Source organism: uncultured Veillonella sp., assembly GCF_934230905.1.
Classification (GTDB): domain Bacteria; phylum Bacillota; class Negativicutes; order Veillonellales; family Veillonellaceae; genus Veillonella.
On record NZ_CAKQFJ010000035.1, the window covers coordinates 1 to 16,725 of the forward strand.

Consider the following 16,725-nt stretch of genomic DNA (forward strand, 5'->3'; position numbering starts at 1 on the left):
ATTAAACCCTTATAACACTAGTAAATATCTAGTGTTATAAGGGTTTTCACACACACTTTTTGTCCTATAAGCCCTTTATAAGAGATTACCTATGTAAGACTCTTATTTCAACCAGCTCATCAAGTTGCGAAGTTCTGCACCAACTGGTTCGATTGGATGAACAGCTGCTGCTTCGCGATGTTCTTTAAGGAATTTTTGACCATTTTTGGAATCAGCCAAGAATTCATCAGCAAATTTACCAGATTGAATATCAGCTAAGATTTGTTTCATAGCTTCTTTTACTGCTGGAGTAATTACGCGAGGACCTGCATAGTAGTCACCATATTCTGCTGTGTTAGAAATGGAGTTACGCATTTTTTGGAAACCACCTTCGTAAATAAGGTCTACAATCAATTTCATTTCATGTAAACATTCGAAGTAAGCGTTTACAGGTTCATAACCAGCTTCAGTTAACACTTCAAAACCAGTTTGAATCAATGCAGTCAAACCACCACACAATACAGCTTGTTCACCGAACAAGTCAGTTTCTGTTTCAGATTTGAAATTAGTTTCCAAAATACCTGCACGACCGCCGCCGATACCGCAAGTCCAAGCTAATGCTACTTCTTCAGTATCACCAGATGGGTCTTTTTCTACGGCATACAAGCAAGGAACACCGGAACCTTCTTGGTATGTACGACGTACTAAGTGACCAGGGCCTTTAGGAGCTACCATGAATACGTTGATATCTTCACGAGGAACGATTTTACCGAAGTGAATGTTAAAACCATGAGCAAATGCTAAGTATGCACCTTGTTTCAAATTAGGAGCGATATCTTTTGCATAAACATCTGCTTGTAATTCGTCTGGAATCAATACCATAACGATGTCTGCGCCTTTAACAGCTTCTGCAGTTTCTTTTACAGGAAGACCTGCTTCTTCAGCTACTGCCCAACTTTTAGAACCAGCACGAAGACCGATAGTTACGTCAAAACCATTTTCTTTCAAGTTTAATGCATGAGCATGACCTTGAGAACCGTAACCTAAAACTGTAATTTTTTTGCCTTCCAATTTACTTAAATTGCAATCTTCATCATAGTAAACTGTTGTACCTAAAATTTTACCTGCCATGTTAGACAACCTCCAATTTATATTCAATAGAATATCTAATATATATACTGTACACAATCTTGCAAATAATTGCAAGGTTTCCAGTGTATATCGTAATTTATCGAATAGTCAAATAGACTAATTCACAACTAAATTTGTACCCTTTTTGTATTAAAAAAATATGAATTCTGATAATTTCATACCTTATTTAACGATGACCCAAGGGCGATTATGTTCCCATACAACGGATACATCAATTCCAAATACATCAGTTAGAATATCATCAGTTAAGATATCTTCCTTCCTGCCTTTATAAACAATAAGTCCATCTTTGATAATCGCCACATGTGTAATACTAGGCATAATTTCTTCAATTTGATGAGAAACATAAATAAATGGCTTTTTCTCATCCCGTGCCATGCTCTCTACGGTTTTTAAAAATTGCTCACGAGCAGGCAAATCAAGTCCAGAACAAGGCTCATCCAATATGAGCAAATCTGGATTTGCCATGATAGCCCGGGCCAATAATACACGTCGTTGTTCACCAACGGACAAGGTTGAGAATTTATGACCTTCCAAATAGGAAATTTTAAACTCTGCCATTAATTCAGATGCCTTCTTGCGTTGTTCATCTGTAACATCTTTATACACGCCAATAGTATTAAATGCACCAGACAAAACAACATTTTCTACCAATTGTCGATCCAATGTAGATTGAAATTGACCTAATGTAGCACTTACAAAGCCTAAACGATTTTTAATCTTTACCCATGCATATTTACCAAATTCATGACCAAATACTCGCAATAGACCAGTTGTAGGGATTTGATAAGCAGGAATCATACTGAGCATTGTCGATTTACCAGCCCCATTAAGGCCTAATAATGCCCAGTTTTCACCTTCTTCCACATGCCAATCTACGCCTTTTAGGATTTCTCGACCATCACGACGAAACTTGACATCTTCATAATGTAGTACTTCACTACTCACACAATCATCTCCTACATTTTTTCTCCACGACTCATAGCAGTAATACCTGTTTTAGCTATTTCAAGGATACCATAGGTTTCCATAATTTGTACGAAACCACGTAGTTTATCATCACTACCGATGACTTCTATAATCATAGAGGTAGGAGAAATATCAAGTACATTGCCACGGTATACATCGGCGATTTGGACAATTTGAGAGCGAGTAGTAGAGGTTGCTTTTACCTTGATAAGCATTAGCTCACGACAAACTACATCATGGTCATCAAATACTTTTACCTTAACCACGTCAATAAGCTTATAAATTTGCTTCTGAATTTGATCAAGAGCTCGATCATCAGCTTCTACAGTAAGTGTAATACGTGCATAACCTGGCTTATTAGTAACGCCAGACGTCATTTTAGTAACATTAAAACCACGACGATTAAAGAGTGCTAAGATACGTGCACCAATACCTGCCGTATTTTTGGCAATCACCAACACTTGATGTTCCTTAGCCATTTTATAGCACCCCTTTCTTGCCCATCATACCACTAACAGTACCACCTGCTGGAATCATAGGTAAAACATTATCCTCACGCTCAACGCGACAATCTAGTACAATACTTTCATCAGACGTAATATACGATTTAAAATCCTTATTAAACGTTTCAACGGAATCAAGACGAGCCGCTTTTAAGTCGAATGCATCAGCCAACTTTAAGAAATCCGGACTCACGTCTAAATCTACATACGAATAACGTCGATTATTAAAGATTTCTTGCCATTGACGAACCATGCCAAGATAACCATTATTAATAATTACAATTTTTATTGGTAAATTATACTGACGTACCATCATGAGCTCTTCGCAAGTCATTTGGAATCCACCATCACCAACAACAAGAATAACTTGTTTATTTGGTGCTCCGACCTGAGCGCCAATTGCAGCTGGCAAACCATAACCCATCGTACCAGCACCACCGGAAGTTACAATCGTATGTGGAGCTTTATGTGTTAAAAATTGTGCTGCCCACATTTGATGTTGACCTACATCAGTGACAATAATAGCATCTTGTTCAGCAATTTTATTAAGTTCAGATAATACATATTGCGGATGTAATTCGCCATGTGTCGATTTAGGAATAACCATAGGGTATTCCTGTTGCCATTCACGGATTTGTTCAATCCACGCTTCATGCTGTGTAGAGTCCACAAGGGTATTAAGTTCGGATAAAACTCGTTTTAAATCACCTACGATTGGTACGTTAATAGTAACGTTTTTATCGATTTCAGCAGGATCGATGTCGATATGAATGATTTTTGCTTTTTTACAGAAAAAATCAGGATGCCCTGTAATCCGGTCATGGAAACGAATGCCAGCAGCAATCACAAGATCCGCCTCTTCCGTACAATTATTGGCAGCTACCGAACCGTGCATTCCTACCATACCAAGAGCTAGTTCATGATTGCCAGGGAACCCACCAAGGCCTACAAGGGTATTAGCTACAGGAATCTGTGCTTTTTCAGCCAATTCCTTAAGTTCTGCCATAGCACCAGATTTTAAAACACCTGCACCAGCAATAATTAAAGGACGTTTAGCATTCTTAATAAGTGTGGCCGCTTTTTTAATTTGACCTTGGTGGCCTTTATACGTAGGATCATAGCCTTCAAGATGAATTGGTACATCAAATAATTTATTGTATTCTGCCATGGATATTTTTTCAGTTTGAATATCCTTAGGAATATCAATCAATACAGGGCCAGGACGACCTGTACCAGCAATAAAATACGCTTCCTTAATAATCCGAGGTAAATCGTGAATATCTTGAACAAGATAATTATGCTTTGTAATAGGCATCGTAATACCTTGAATATCCGCCTCTTGGAAAGAGTCTTTACCAATTAGAGGACGGCCAACCTGTCCTGTAATCGCTACCATAGGAACCGAATCCATATAAGCAGTCATAATGCCAGTTACAAGATTAGTGGCACCTGGACCAGATGTAGCAAGGCACACACCAACTTTACCAGATACGCGAGCGTACCCATCGGCCGCATGAGCAGCACCTTGTTCGTGACGTACGAAATAATGTTTAATTTCAGGGAAGCTATAAATTTCATCATAAATAGGAATAACAGCGCCACCTGGATATCCAAACATGTCAGTTACACCAAGGCGATGCAATGTTTCAAGGACAATACGTGCCCCATTAATTGTTTCTGCGCTCATAGGAACCCTTTCACCAGCTACTCAGATAAAATCTCGCTGGAATTTAAACGTTTAATGGTATAACCATTCTTTTTAAAAGTATCAATAATGCTTTGAATATGCTCTTCGCCATTTGTTTCTACAGTTACTTGTAATTCCACTTCATGGAAGCGATCTAGATTTTTAAACTGATTATGATCAAGCTTGATAACATTAGCGTCCGCATCAGCTAACATTTGAGATACTGCAACTAATTGACCTGGTTTATCTGGAAGATTTACCGAGAATGTAAAAATACGCCCACGTAATACAAGGCCTTTATTAATCATGGACGAAATGGTTAATACATCAATATTACCACCGCTAACGATAGCTACGACTTTTTTATCACGACAGTTTAACTTTTTAAGACCTGCTAAAGGCAAAATACCAGAATTTTCTGCTACCAATTTATGTTTTTCAACAAGCAACAAAAAAGCTTCCATCAACTCGTAGTCAGATACAGTAACAATTTCATCCACATATTGTTTGATATAGTCTAGTGTAGTATCACCGATAAGACGTACTGCTGTACCATCTGCAATAGTAGCCACTTCATCTAATGGTACTGGTTTGCCTGCTTTAAGGGCAGACAATGCACTAGCAGCACCTTCTGGTTCTACACCGATTACCTTGATACTAGGATTTTTTAACTTAGCAGCTGCTGCAATACCGGATACAATGCCACCGCCCCCTACAGGAACGAGCAATACATCCGCATCAGGTAATTCTTCAAGAACTTCGAGGGCAATAGTCCCTTGGCCTTCGATAACATCTTCATCATCAAAAGGATGGACGAATACATAGCCATGTTCTTGTTGCAATTCCATCGCCTTTTGGTACGCTTCGTCATAAATCTCACCAGATAATACAACCTCTGCGCCATACTGTTTTGTAGCATTCACCTTAATAAGAGGCGTATGTTTTGGCATGACGATGGTCGCCTTAATGCCAAGGCGTTTAGCTGCAAGAGCTACACCTTGTGCATGGTTGCCGGCAGACGCAGCAATAACACCACGAGCCTTTTCCTCTTCCGTCAATTTAGCAATTTTATTGTATGCTCCGCGCACCTTAAAGGAGCCCGTAATTTGTAAGTTTTCTGGCTTGATATATACATCATTGCCACATTCATCAGAAAACACATCGCTATGAAGCAGTTTAGTTTTTACCGTAATCGTGCTCAACCGTTCACGGGCTTCCATAAAATCATATAATTTATGCATAAGACACCTATTCTTGTAGTAATAACAATACTTCTCCTATTAGTCTTCTAAAATTTCAATCGCACCTTGTGCTGCAGAAGATACATGAAGAGCATATTTTTTAAGGTATCCAGTTACATTAGATTTGAATGGTTTTAATGCAGCCATACGACGAGCAATTTCATCATCGGATACAGCTAATTCTAATTTACCGTTAGGAATATCAATGTTGATGATATCGCCATCTTGAACAATAGCAATTGTGCCACCAGCAGCTGCTTCTGGAGATACGTGACCGATGGATGCACCACGCGTAGCACCGGAGAAACGACCATCTGTCAACAATGCTACATCTTTATCGAGCCCCATACCAGCGATCATGGATGTAGGTGTCAACATTTCGCGCATACCAGGACCACCTTTAGGACCTTCATAGCGAATAACCACAACATCGCCTTTTACAATTTTACCACCCGTAATAGCTTCTACTGCATCTTCTTCGCTATCAAATACTTTTGCTGGCCCAGAGTGAACAAGCATTTCTTCATCAACAGCACCAGCCTTTACAACAGAACCGTCTACTGCAAGATTACCTTTCAATACGGCAATACCACCTGTTTCATGAACCGGATTATTCCAAGGATGAATTACATCTTCGTCATATACATGAGCTACATCTGCTATTTCACCTTGTGTTTTAAGAGCTACTGTTTTACATTCTGTATTAAGATGACCATTATCAGCCAAACGTTTCAATACAGCGGATACACCACCAGCATAGTACAAGTCTTCGATGAAGTATTTACCAGATGGAGATAATTTAGACAATTGAGGAATTTCTTGAGCGATGCGTGCAAAATCATCAAGTGTTAAATCGATACCGGCTTCATGTGCGATAGCTGGTAAATGAAGTGCCGTATTAGAGGATCCGCCCAACGCCATATCAAGCCGAACAGCATTTTCAAAAGCTTCTTTTGTCATAATATCTTTTGGACGAAGATTAGCTTCTAGCACTTTCACAGCTTGCATACCTGCATGTTTAGCAAGGCGTAAACGTTCAGAGAATACAGCTGGAATTGTACCATTTCCTGGAAGGCCCATACCAAGTGCTTCTGTTAAGCAGTTCATTGTATTTGCAGTATACATACCGGAACAAGAACCGCATGTAGGACATGCACTATTTTCTATGTCAGCTAATTCTGCATCGCCCATTTCACCTGTTTGATGTTTGCCTACTGCTTCGAATACGTCAGACAAACCAATTTTTTTGCCATTATGTACGCCAGCAAGCATAGCGCCACCAGATACAAATACGGAAGGAATATTAAGACGAGCTGCTGCAATCAACATACCTGGTACAATTTTATCGCAGTTTGGAATAAATACCATCGCATCGAATGGAGTTGCCATAGCAGTAGCTTCAATAGAATCAGCAACAATATTACGTGTTACCAAAGAATATTTCATACCGATATGATTCATTGCAAGACCATCGCAAATACCAATTGTGTTAAATTCGATTGGTACACCACCTGCGTTGCGAATACCATCTTTTACGGCTTGTACAATATTTTTCAAGCCCACATGACCAGGAATAATTTCATTGAAGGAATTAGCAATACCAATGACTGGTCTACCTAATTCTTCATCTACGAAACCGAGTGCTTTTAATAAAGATCTGTGTGGTGCACGTGCTACGCCTGTTTTTAAATTGTCACTTCTACAACTCATGATATTCTCCTCACTTCTTTTGAAAGTATCCACTTGGATGGCTTTCACAATGAATAAAAAAAAGACGATTCAAAAGAACCGTCTTAAAAGTTTACAAATGATATTCCTTTTGCTTACAGAATTCCTACATACATAAAAACCTATGTACCCCATGGAATACATACAAATAAGAAACAATATAGTCAAATCTTATTGATTGTATATAAAACCATTCGCGGAACTTTCAAGACAAAAACGTGTTAAGTTGTTGTTCATAATTCGAATGTTTTTAATAATCACGATCAGCGCGATAATCAACAAGCTAATGACTAAACCGAACATGTTTCCTCCTAAAATTATCTGTAACGATAAGACTATAATAACACGTTCTATAGTGTCATGCAATAAATATTCTATAGATTTATTATATTTTTTTTATAAGGTTTACCATACAAAATAACTATAACCCTATATTTGCATGAATTATATGCTTAGAAAAAAATCCCCCACCAAAGCGAGGGATATAAGATATTATAAGATACCGAACAGCCACATACCAAATGTGCCCGCCCAAAAGTGAATCATAAAACTTACTACGGAAATAGCAAGTCCTACGCGCCACCATGTACCTTGTGGTACATAGCCAGCGCCGAAGAAGATTGGTGTAACACCAGAACTATAGTGAGTCAATGTACAGCCAGGGCTATTCATCAAACCAAAGAGCAAGATAGTAAACGGAATTGGTGCCCCCATAGCAACTAAGATAGCTGCAAAGGCCGAGAATAATGCTGTAATACGAGCTGTACCACTGGCAAAAAAATATTGAGAGTATACAAAGGTTGCTGAGATGATAAAAGATGCCCAGAACCAATCGATGCCTACAAGATGTTGACTTACAAAATTAGCAAAGACAGCCACTACGCCAAGCTTACCAAGTAAACCAGCCATACCTACGAGAGTCCCCATCCAAATGAGGATATCCCAACCTGTGCGTTCACCTAAAATATCTTCCCATGTAAGGGAGCCCGTTACAACACAAGCAAGAACGCCCATCATTGCAACTACTGTAGGATGTAACTTCGTCCAAATCGCCGTAGCCCAAAGCAAAATGCAAAGGATAAAAATGATGGCCACAGAGATTTCAGCCTTCGTAATCGGACCAAGCGCATTTAATTCCTTTTGTGCCATCTCAGCCGCTTGAGGAGTTTCTTTTATTTCTGGTGGATAAATCTTATAGATAAACCATGGCATCAAAATCATACAGATTACTCCAGGGATGACACCTGCTTGAAACCATTCCCACCAAGAAATATCATAACCAAATAATTTCGCACCTAAGGAGGTGATTAATAGATTACCACTACAAGCAGTCAAAAATATGGTTACTGTAATCGTATTAATGGTATGGGCCGTCGTCATCAAGTACCCTCCAATGCGACGCGCCGTATTGCCATGAGGCTCAGAGTCAAAGGCAAGAGAAATATTTTGTACGATTGGGAATATAATACCGCCCCCACGAGCCGTGTTAGATGGTGTTGCAGGAGAAATAATCAAATCCGTACAAGCCAATGCATAGGCTAACTTTAAAGAACTAGTACCAAATGCACGGATCAAAGTGTACGCGATACGTTTACCGAGGCCGGAATTAATAATACCTCTAGAAAAGAATACGGCTGCTACGATAAGCCACACATTAGCCTCTGCATAGCCACCCAAAGCTTGCACCATCGTAATAGAGCTCGTTGCCACAGCAGCAACAATGCCAAAGAGTGCCATAATCCCCGTCGGCCAAGGGCGCAAAATAAAACCAACAATGGTAGCCGTAAAGATAGCCAACAAATGCCAACCTTCAGGCTTAATCGCCTCTGTATGAGGCAAAAACCAAATAATCAGGCCAATCAAAACGGTTAAGGCCGCTCGTGTCCATGTACTCATAGTCCCTCCAAAAATTCCTTAATCTTAGGTTTTTGACGCAATGTCTCCATTTGTTCATCAGTCAATAATTTAACCTTATCTCGGTCTTTATTAACAAGGCAGAAAAATCCTATATAGTCGCCCTTATTAGCTCTAAATTGATGAATTGTATTGCCTGGGATTTCAATAAAGTCCCCTTGTGCTACATCATAAATTTCATCACCTAGTAATACCTGCCCCTTACCGCGGCCAATCATAACCATATGTGTATGCTCATGATACTCTAACGTAGAGTAGCCCCCGGGCAAACATTCAAAATAACGAAATTGACAAGGAATATCATGAGCCCCATCATATAGCACTTGGCGTGTTACATCCTTAAAAGGACTACCATCTTGTTTATACACCAATGTATCGACACCATCCCACTTGAAATTTTCTGCATCAAATTTGCGTATCATTTCATCACCTCACGATATAAAAAGGGCTGTATCGAAACAATGTTTCAATACAGCTCTATGGATTCGACTATTTAAAAAGACGTTTAATGGTACCTAATAACCCATGACTATGTTTATGTACTCCATCCGCAACGGATTCTACATCAAATCCTGTTCTTTCAATGGCTGTTGTAATCGTTTCAACAGATACCTTTGCTGGATCAAAAGATACAGTAGCCGTTTTATTTGGCAAATCAACTTCGGAGCTAAGTACGCCATCTAGGCCTAATGTAGCACCTTCTACTGTTTCCTTACAATTATTACACATCATACCAGGTACAGTGAATACCTTTGTTACAACGCCATTATCTTCACCACAACCGCAATCTTTACACATAGTAGTACCTCCTAATCATTAGCTTCCTTATGTTTTTCATCATTTTTAGCCCCAGCTGTCACATCGATAGTGGTAGCAGATTTAACGGCTTCCTTTGTTTCATCGACAGCTTTCTTTGGGCCGGAAAGAGCATCTTTAAATTCGTTGATACCCTTACCAATCGCTTTACCGACTTCAGGTAATTTACCAGGTCCGAAGATAACTAGAGCAATCACTAAAATAACTATTAATTCAGGTGTTCCTATAGACCCCATATGTATCTCCTTTATATTTACTTAATACTATATCCATCAGTGTACATCATTATATGCCTCTTTGTCCACATACCACGTCATATTTTCTTGTGAGAGCACAGCCCCTGGCAATACGCGACCAATACGCTTATCCCATGCAGTATCCTCATAATCCTCACGTTGATACAAGACCTTTGTAAGCGCAGTACGTTTGCTTTCACCAGTCACAGTGAACCAAACAACATCTGTTTTTGCTAAAAATGAAAATGTCATAGAAATGCGTTCCCATACCTTGCCATCCTCAACAGGCACAACATTTCGATCTGCTACCCGCAGGGCGTGCGAACCAGCAAAAAGACCTGCTGTATGACCGTCCTCCCCAAGATCTAAAATTGCTAAATCAAGACCAGATTTTTTACAAGCCTTAAGAACAGTCCCTACCTCTTTTTCATATTCCTCAGCCACCTCTATAACGGTTTTAGAGTTCGTATTAATAGGCAAAAAATGAGCTGCTCCCTTAGCTTTACATAACAAGGAAGGTTTTACACGGCTAAAATAATTATCCTCATGAGACTGAGGCAAAAATCGTTCATCTGTCCAAATAAAAAATATCCGTTCCCAGTTAACACGCTCAATATATTCAGGAGAGTTCAAAACCTCCAGCAAGCCATTGATAACCGTGCCACCAGTAATACCAACCACGCATGTCTCGGTACGGCTAATTTCCTCATTGGTGAAAGCAATAAAATCCTCAGCCAATGCAGTGATGACCTCGCTAGGACCATCATAACATTTAATTGTATCTTGAGCCATAAAATATGGACCTCCTAAAACTATTTCAACAATTCTATTATAAACGTTTTGTCAATGTAATGAAAGAAAAAACCGATATAACACACTATATGTGTCATATCGGTTCTTATTATATACATATTGTATTATAATTTACGTAATATTTAGTACAGTTGATTGCCTCAAATACGACTATTAACCAAATTTAGGACGGCGACGTTCTGTAAAAGCAAGAACTCCTTCTTTAAAGTCTTCTGAAAGGCCCAAAGAACATTGATTCTCTACTTCAAAATTTTTATACTCTTCCCAACCTACCAAAAAGCTACGCCACATCATTTCCTTCATAACACGGTACGATTTCGCCGGTCCTTTTGCTAATTTATCAACAAGACGTTTTGTCGTGGTTTCTAAATCTTCCAATTCACAAACTTTATATACAAAGCCAAGCTCTTTACCTTTTTCAGCAGAAACTGCTTCACCAGTCATAACAATATGCATAGCACGGTTCATACCAATAGATCGAGTCAATAAAAACAAACCGCCTGCATCAGGTGCAAGTCCTACGTTTACGAAGGCTTGAATAAAACGCACATTATTAGCAGCTACAACAAAATCGGCAGCCAACGCCATGTTAAATGCTGCACCTGCTGCAGCACCTTGAAGGCTCATGATAACGGGCTTTGGCAAGCGTTTCATAGCCATAGAAATTTGAGCTACTAATTCTACGATTTCAAACAGAGACTCTGTATCACCATCGTTTACAGCACGTTCCATTTCTGTTAAATCGCCACCGGCAGAGAATACCTTGCCTTCTGCATTGATAAGTAATGCACGAACACTTTCATCATTATGTGCTCTATCTAAAACCTCAAGAATCTCTTTACACATCTCAATGTTAAAACCATTTGCTACTTTTGGACGATTAAACGTCAAGGTACCGATGCCGTTGTCAACAACATACTGAATTGTATTATATATCATGTAAATTCTCCTATATGAAAATCACTTTTTCGAAAAAATTCGATTATATATTTCTATTATAGGGGAATTAAATATAGATGTAAATGTAATCTTATAATCACAAAACAATACTATATACCCTTTAGCAACCCACGTTAGTATAACAAACCTTTGGTGCGTAAGTATCGCTCAGCAACATCATGAGGTTTCTGTCCTTCTGATTCCACCTCATAGTTCATATATGACATATCCTGATCCGTAATCGTATGTGTCAATTTCAGCAATACCGCTTCTAGCTCAGGATGCTTCTTTAGCACATCCATTCTAACGACATTACCACATACATACGAAGGATATAAATGTTTATCGTCCTCAAGAACAACAATAGACGCATGGCTCAACTGACCGTCAGTAGTAAATATAGGCATAGCATCTACATGTCCGCTTTCAATAGCCTGATATTTCAAACCTATATCCATATCCTTCGTATCTTTAAAGTCCATGCCATATACTCGCTGTAATCCCAAATACCCATCTTGGCGTCCAAAGAAATCATATTCCCCACCTAAAATCAATTGTGACGAAACCCTCGCTAAGTCCGAATATGTTTTTAAATTATATTTGTTAGCTATATCCTTACGTACAGCCATTCCATATGTATTATTGAAACCATACATACCGACCCATTTAAATTGATATGTATCCTCGTAAGCGCTCTGTAATTCATCAAATAAATCTTCACTATATTGCGTGTCTCGTTTTAGTACTGCATTCCAACCGGTGCCTGTATATTCAGGATAGATATCGAATTGACCGGACTCCATGGCCGGTTGAATATTGGAGGTTCCTCCGCCGACTCCGGCTGTTACTTCAACAGTTAAATCTGTATCTTGTTCAATAAGAAGTTTCAGCATATCGCCCAAAATCAACTGTTCTGTCATCGGTTTTGTAGCTACATGAATTACGTCAGATTGTTGCGACGGCCACATAAACACACCAATACCACTAAGTATCACAATTGAAGCTACAATACCAATACGTTTAAAAGTACGTTTGCAATGCCCTCTATATAGTATGATTTTCTCAAAAAAGCTTAACACACCATCCATAATCAATGCTAAAAAAGCAATTAATAAACTACCGGCTACGGTCATAGTCGTATTATTTGTAGTAATACCTCGATAAATAGCTACACCAAGACCTCCGGCACCAATAAAAGATGCTACCCCAGTAAGTGCTATAGTCATAACTAGCATATTTCGTATACCGACCATGATTACCGGAAAGGCTAAAGGTAATTCAATATATAGTAAACGTTGTACACGAGATAATCCTAGTGATGTGGCCGCTTCAATCATTTCCTTGTCAATACCACTTAACCCAGTATATGTATTTCTCACCATCGGTAATAATGCATATATCACTAAAGCAATCACTGCCGTTGCGTTACCAATTCCTGAAAAGGGAATCAAAAAGCCTAGCATGGATATGGATGGTATGGTATACAAGAAATTAATAACCATCATAGTCGGATTAACTGCTCGACGATATTCATTAAGCAAAACACCTGCAACTACACCTAGAATAATTGCAATTACACTGGAAAGCAAAGCTATGCTAATATGCTCCCATAACAGACCTGAGAAAAAACTCCAATTCTCCACTAATAAATGATATATATTTTTTATCATACAGCCTCCGATTGGCAGTTGTACTTCATTCCGTTCTAAACGACGTAACAGTACCATCATCTAGCACGATATGATCAACACCATATTGTTTTAGTATATCAATATTGAATAGCTTTCATCAATTCCATAACAATATCTCCTATCACTTATAATACTTAGATTTCATATTATCCAAGATACGCTTCAAGCATGACTCAAACTCTTTAATTTCAACATCACTGAATCCATCATAGAGCAAATATACAATCATACAAAGGTAGATAATTATTACTACTACACTATAAACAACCAAAAACACCTGCAGACATTGTCTGCAGGTGTAATAACCTGTATTCCAAATATTAACGTTTGGAGAATTGGCTTGCTTTACGGGCTTTCTTAAGACCGTATTTTTTACGTTCTTTCATACGTGGGTCACGAGTCAAGAAGCCAGCTTTTTTCAAAGATTGACGAAGTTCGCCATCTACGTCCAACAACGCACGGGAAATACCGTGACGAATTGCACCAGCTTGACCGGAAGGACCGCCACCAGCTACAGTTGCGATAACATCGTATTGTTCAACGGTGTTAGTCAAATTCAAAGGTTGTTTTACGATCAATTCCAAAGTTTGGCGACCGAAATAATCATTAAGTTCACGTTTGTTAACAGTGATTTTACCTGTGCCCGGTACCAGACGAACTCTAGCAACGGAAGATTTTCTACGACCAGTGCCGTAATATTGTGCTACTGCCATTATATGTTCCTCCCTCTAGATTATCGTACGGAAATTTCTAAAACTTCTGGTTTTTGAGCTGCATGTGGATGCTCAGGACCAGCATATACGTTTAACTTACGGTATTGTTGTGCACCCAATTTGTTTTTTGGAAGCATACCACGAACTGCCATTTCAACAACACGTTCAGGTTGTTTTTCAAGCATCATGGACAATTTAGTGAAACGGGAACCACCTGGGTAACCAGAGTGACGGAAGTATTCCTTTTGTTCCAATTTTTTACCAGTTACGCGAATTTTTTCTGCGTTTACAACGATCACATGGTCACCAGTGTCTACGTGTGGTGTGAAAGTTGGTTTATTTTTGCCCCGAAGAACTTTTGCAACTTCGGCAGCAAGGCGTCCTAAAGTTTTACCTTCAGCGTCAACAACATACCATTTCCGTTCGATTGTGTTCGGATTGGCCATAAATGTAGTTTTCATGCTGCATATCCTCCTAATAACGTCATAATTCTACCAAAATCAGCTTGTCCTTTGCTTCCGGGGCTAATGGAAACACGACTAAAGCTTACTCAAAATAGTATACAGATTTTATGGGTTTGTGTCAATTAAAATTTAGTACTTATATATTGTCATTAAATTATTTTTTTAATATAGAATTACACTACTATATTACATCATTCAATACGATCTGATCAGTATTTAGATCAAGCTTAACCCAATTATCACGCCAACTGCCACCTAATTGAGCTTCTACTTTTATTTGTCCATATGATTTACATATAATACGGACATAATCATCCGAATCATCATAAGCAATACGAACTTCTCTGTCTAATGTAATATATAGTAATTTGAGTTGACCGATTAATTCTATAAATTCATTTACAGTATAAATAATAAAAATAAACAGTCCCCTTTATTATCTTTCATGAGCAGAAACCTACTTATATTACATATTACTTTATATTGTGCAGGAAATTTATATATTTATATAGAATTATGAATATATAATATCAAAACTAGTAAAGGTTTAATTTAGATTTTATAAAATAATACATATTATGTCAGTACTTCTATAACCTAGGAGATGATAGTATGAATCTAGAAAACAAAAACTCGTTTCTCTTAAATAGTGCTCTATTTTTTTCAACAATGGGAAGCACCGCAACAACATTAGGCTTTATAACATATATATTCAATAGTACCCACAGCCCCTTTAATACAGGGACTGTTACGATAGCGACATTATTAGTTGGAATGTTATTAGGCCCATTTTTAGGGATACTTGTAAAAGAAAAAGGCTTAATGTGGTCTATGGTAGTTCCTGAAATAGTTTCGGGTTTTATATTATCAATTTTTGTTTTCATAGATAATCTTTATCTAGTATATATCATAGCTTTTCTTATAGGTTTTAATAATAAAATTTTAGGAATCGCTAGACTTTCTTTTATACCTAATATTACAAATAACCTAGTCAAATTTAATGCACTACTCCGTTCTATTAATCGTTTTGCATTAATAAGTGGTTCCTTACTATTTAGCGTTATAATTAATTACTCTTTAACACTGGTATTCGTTATTGATGCAATTACTTATATTATTTCAGCCTACCTACTTTATCGTTTAAATAAAAATGTAAGAATACAGTCACACTCAACTATCGCCAAAAAAACTATTAGAGAAAGCATATATGATCGTATTCAACTTTTATTAAAAGGATATAAGTTATTATTCCTAAATAAAAAAATTAATTTTATAGTTTATTTGGGTATATTAGCCAGAATATTTTATATGTGTATACCTATTCTACTATTAATATTTATTAAAGATATCTTACATTTAACTGATAGTCAGTATGGATATACGCAAACAATCTCTAGATTGGCATCATTCATTATTTTTGGAATTCTTGCTAAATATTTTACCATTAACTTAGCAACGAGTTTTAAAAAGATTTTGTTCCCTCTTTTTATACTATATGGAGGAAGTATTTTTTGCATAGGCTATGTAAAAACAATTGAGCAACTATATATTCTATATAGCATATCTGAAATATTATTATTTACAGCCGTTGTTTTAGTTCATGCATATATACAATCTATTTTTTCACAGGAAGAGTTAACATTGGCTAGTGGTTCTGTAAGTACAGGCTTCTCTATTGGGTCGATATTATCAATAACAATATTTACAAACCTAGCAAATGTATTACCGCTACATGATATATTTTTTATATGTGGACTAGGAATAATTATAAGCACAGTTATTATAATAGGCTATACTCGATTAAACCAAGAAAGATAGATTTTATAATAATTATTTGATTTAGCCTTTTATAAATAATACACACATAATATATAAAAAAT

General features: G+C 37.6%; 16 protein-coding genes. 1 reads left to right on the plus strand and 15 read right to left on the minus strand.

Annotated features, from left to right (window positions below):
- Positions 1–102: 102 nt before the first annotated feature.
- The 15 genes from ilvC to rplM all read right to left on the minus strand — a co-directional run bounded on the left by ilvC (position 103) and on the right by rplM (position 14,842).
- Positions 103–1,110 (minus strand): ketol-acid reductoisomerase, encoded by a 1,008-nt coding sequence (gene ilvC / locus Q0E20_RS08470; RefSeq protein ID WP_295998957.1) that lies wholly within the window; start codon positions 1,108–1,110, stop codon positions 103–105.
- 183 nt (positions 1,111–1,293) lie between these two features.
- Positions 1,294–2,079: an ABC transporter ATP-binding protein gene (locus tag Q0E20_RS08475; protein WP_295998960.1), complete on the minus strand. Its 786-nt coding sequence runs from the start codon at positions 2,077–2,079 to the stop codon at positions 1,294–1,296.
- A gap of 11 nt (positions 2,080–2,090) precedes the next feature.
- Positions 2,091–2,579, minus strand: a complete 489-nt coding sequence (gene ilvN, locus Q0E20_RS08480) for an acetolactate synthase small subunit (protein WP_295998962.1) — start codon at positions 2,577–2,579, stop codon at positions 2,091–2,093.
- Between the two features lies 1 nt (position 2,580).
- Positions 2,581–4,290, minus strand: a complete 1,710-nt coding sequence (gene ilvB, locus Q0E20_RS08485) for a biosynthetic-type acetolactate synthase large subunit (protein ID WP_295998967.1) — start codon at positions 4,288–4,290, stop codon at positions 2,581–2,583.
- 17 nt (positions 4,291–4,307) lie between these two features.
- Positions 4,308–5,531, minus strand: a complete 1,224-nt coding sequence (ilvA, locus tag Q0E20_RS08490) for a threonine ammonia-lyase (protein ID WP_295998970.1) — start codon at positions 5,529–5,531, stop codon at positions 4,308–4,310.
- 39 nt (positions 5,532–5,570) lie between these two features.
- Positions 5,571–7,241 (minus strand): dihydroxy-acid dehydratase, encoded by a 1,671-nt coding sequence (gene ilvD, locus Q0E20_RS08495; RefSeq protein ID WP_295998973.1) that lies wholly within the window; start codon positions 7,239–7,241, stop codon positions 5,571–5,573.
- A 510-nt stretch (positions 7,242–7,751) separates the two neighbouring features.
- The gene (locus tag Q0E20_RS08500; protein ID WP_295998975.1) at positions 7,752–9,155 is read right to left on the minus strand and encodes a DASS family sodium-coupled anion symporter; all 1,404 of its coding nucleotides are present in this window, start codon (positions 9,153–9,155) and stop codon (positions 7,752–7,754) included.
- A complete protein-coding gene (locus tag Q0E20_RS08505) occupies positions 9,152–9,595 on the minus strand; it encodes a cupin domain-containing protein (RefSeq protein ID WP_295998978.1) in 444 nt (147 codons plus the stop codon). Before Q0E20_RS08505 ends, Q0E20_RS08500 begins: the two co-directional genes overlap by 4 nt.
- Before the next feature lie 67 nt (positions 9,596–9,662).
- Positions 9,663–9,971, minus strand: coding sequence for a heavy-metal-associated domain-containing protein (locus Q0E20_RS08510; protein WP_295998980.1), 309 nt, complete (start codon positions 9,969–9,971; stop codon positions 9,663–9,665).
- A gap of 11 nt (positions 9,972–9,982) precedes the next feature.
- Complete coding sequence (locus Q0E20_RS08515) at positions 9,983–10,225, minus strand: twin-arginine translocase TatA/TatE family subunit (protein WP_005377864.1); 243 nt, start codon at positions 10,223–10,225, stop codon at positions 9,983–9,985.
- Positions 10,226–10,261: 36 nt separating this feature from the next.
- A complete protein-coding gene (gene pgl / locus Q0E20_RS08520; protein WP_295998983.1) occupies positions 10,262–11,017 on the minus strand; it encodes a 6-phosphogluconolactonase in 756 nt (251 codons plus the stop codon).
- A gap of 174 nt (positions 11,018–11,191) precedes the next feature.
- The gene (locus Q0E20_RS08525; protein ID WP_295998986.1) at positions 11,192–11,977 is read right to left on the minus strand and encodes an enoyl-CoA hydratase; all 786 of its coding nucleotides are present in this window, start codon (positions 11,975–11,977) and stop codon (positions 11,192–11,194) included.
- Between the two features lie 134 nt (positions 11,978–12,111).
- Complete coding sequence (locus tag Q0E20_RS08530; RefSeq protein ID WP_366509652.1) at positions 12,112–13,647, minus strand: glycine betaine ABC transporter substrate-binding protein; 1,536 nt, start codon at positions 13,645–13,647, stop codon at positions 12,112–12,114.
- Between the two features lie 341 nt (positions 13,648–13,988).
- Positions 13,989–14,381: a 30S ribosomal protein S9 gene (gene rpsI / locus Q0E20_RS08535; RefSeq protein ID WP_004695188.1), complete on the minus strand. Its 393-nt coding sequence runs from the start codon at positions 14,379–14,381 to the stop codon at positions 13,989–13,991.
- A 20-nt stretch (positions 14,382–14,401) separates the two neighbouring features.
- Complete coding sequence (gene rplM / locus Q0E20_RS08540) at positions 14,402–14,842, minus strand: 50S ribosomal protein L13 (protein ID WP_005381375.1); 441 nt, start codon at positions 14,840–14,842, stop codon at positions 14,402–14,404.
- 615 nt (positions 14,843–15,457) lie between these two features.
- Between rplM and Q0E20_RS08545 the strand changes: the two genes are divergently transcribed.
- On the plus strand, positions 15,458–16,663 hold the full coding sequence (locus Q0E20_RS08545; protein WP_295998991.1) for an MFS transporter: 1,206 nt from the start codon (positions 15,458–15,460) through the stop codon (positions 16,661–16,663).
- The last annotated feature ends 62 nt before the right edge of the window (positions 16,664–16,725 follow it).

Excerpts from the sequence above, each read along its gene's own strand:
- Q0E20_RS08505 (WP_295998978.1), bottom strand. The coding sequence starts at position 9,595 with ATGATACGCAAATTTGATGCAGAAAATTTCAAGTGGGATGGTGTCGAT.
- ilvC (WP_295998957.1), bottom strand. The coding sequence starts at position 1,110 with ATGGCAGGTAAAATTTTAGGTACAACAGTTTACTATGATGAAGATTGC.
- pgl (WP_295998983.1), bottom strand. The coding sequence starts at position 11,017 with ATGGCTCAAGATACAATTAAATGTTATGATGGTCCTAGCGAGGTCATC.
- ilvA (WP_295998970.1), bottom strand. The coding sequence starts at position 5,531 with ATGCATAAATTATATGATTTTATGGAAGCCCGTGAACGGTTGAGCACG.
- ilvD (WP_295998973.1), bottom strand. The coding sequence starts at position 7,241 with ATGAGTTGTAGAAGTGACAATTTAAAAACAGGCGTAGCACGTGCACCA.
- Q0E20_RS08510 (WP_295998980.1), bottom strand. The coding sequence starts at position 9,971 with ATGTGTAAAGATTGCGGTTGTGGTGAAGATAATGGCGTTGTAACAAAG.
- rplM (WP_005381375.1), bottom strand. The coding sequence starts at position 14,842 with ATGAAAACTACATTTATGGCCAATCCGAACACAATCGAACGGAAATGG.
- rpsI (WP_004695188.1), bottom strand. The coding sequence starts at position 14,381 with ATGGCAGTAGCACAATATTACGGCACTGGTCGTAGAAAATCTTCCGTT.
- Q0E20_RS08515 (WP_005377864.1), bottom strand. The coding sequence starts at position 10,225 with ATGGGGTCTATAGGAACACCTGAATTAATAGTTATTTTAGTGATTGCT.
- ilvB (WP_295998967.1), bottom strand. The coding sequence starts at position 4,290 with ATGAGCGCAGAAACAATTAATGGGGCACGTATTGTCCTTGAAACATTG.
- Q0E20_RS08525 (WP_295998986.1), bottom strand. The coding sequence starts at position 11,977 with ATGATATATAATACAATTCAGTATGTTGTTGACAACGGCATCGGTACC.
- Q0E20_RS08530 (WP_366509652.1), bottom strand. The coding sequence starts at position 13,647 with ATGATAAAAAATATATATCATTTATTAGTGGAGAATTGGAGTTTTTTC.
- ilvN (WP_295998962.1), bottom strand. The coding sequence starts at position 2,579 with ATGGCTAAGGAACATCAAGTGTTGGTGATTGCCAAAAATACGGCAGGT.
- Q0E20_RS08545 (WP_295998991.1), top strand. The coding sequence starts at position 15,458 with ATGAATCTAGAAAACAAAAACTCGTTTCTCTTAAATAGTGCTCTATTT.
- Q0E20_RS08500 (WP_295998975.1), bottom strand. The coding sequence starts at position 9,155 with ATGAGTACATGGACACGAGCGGCCTTAACCGTTTTGATTGGCCTGATT.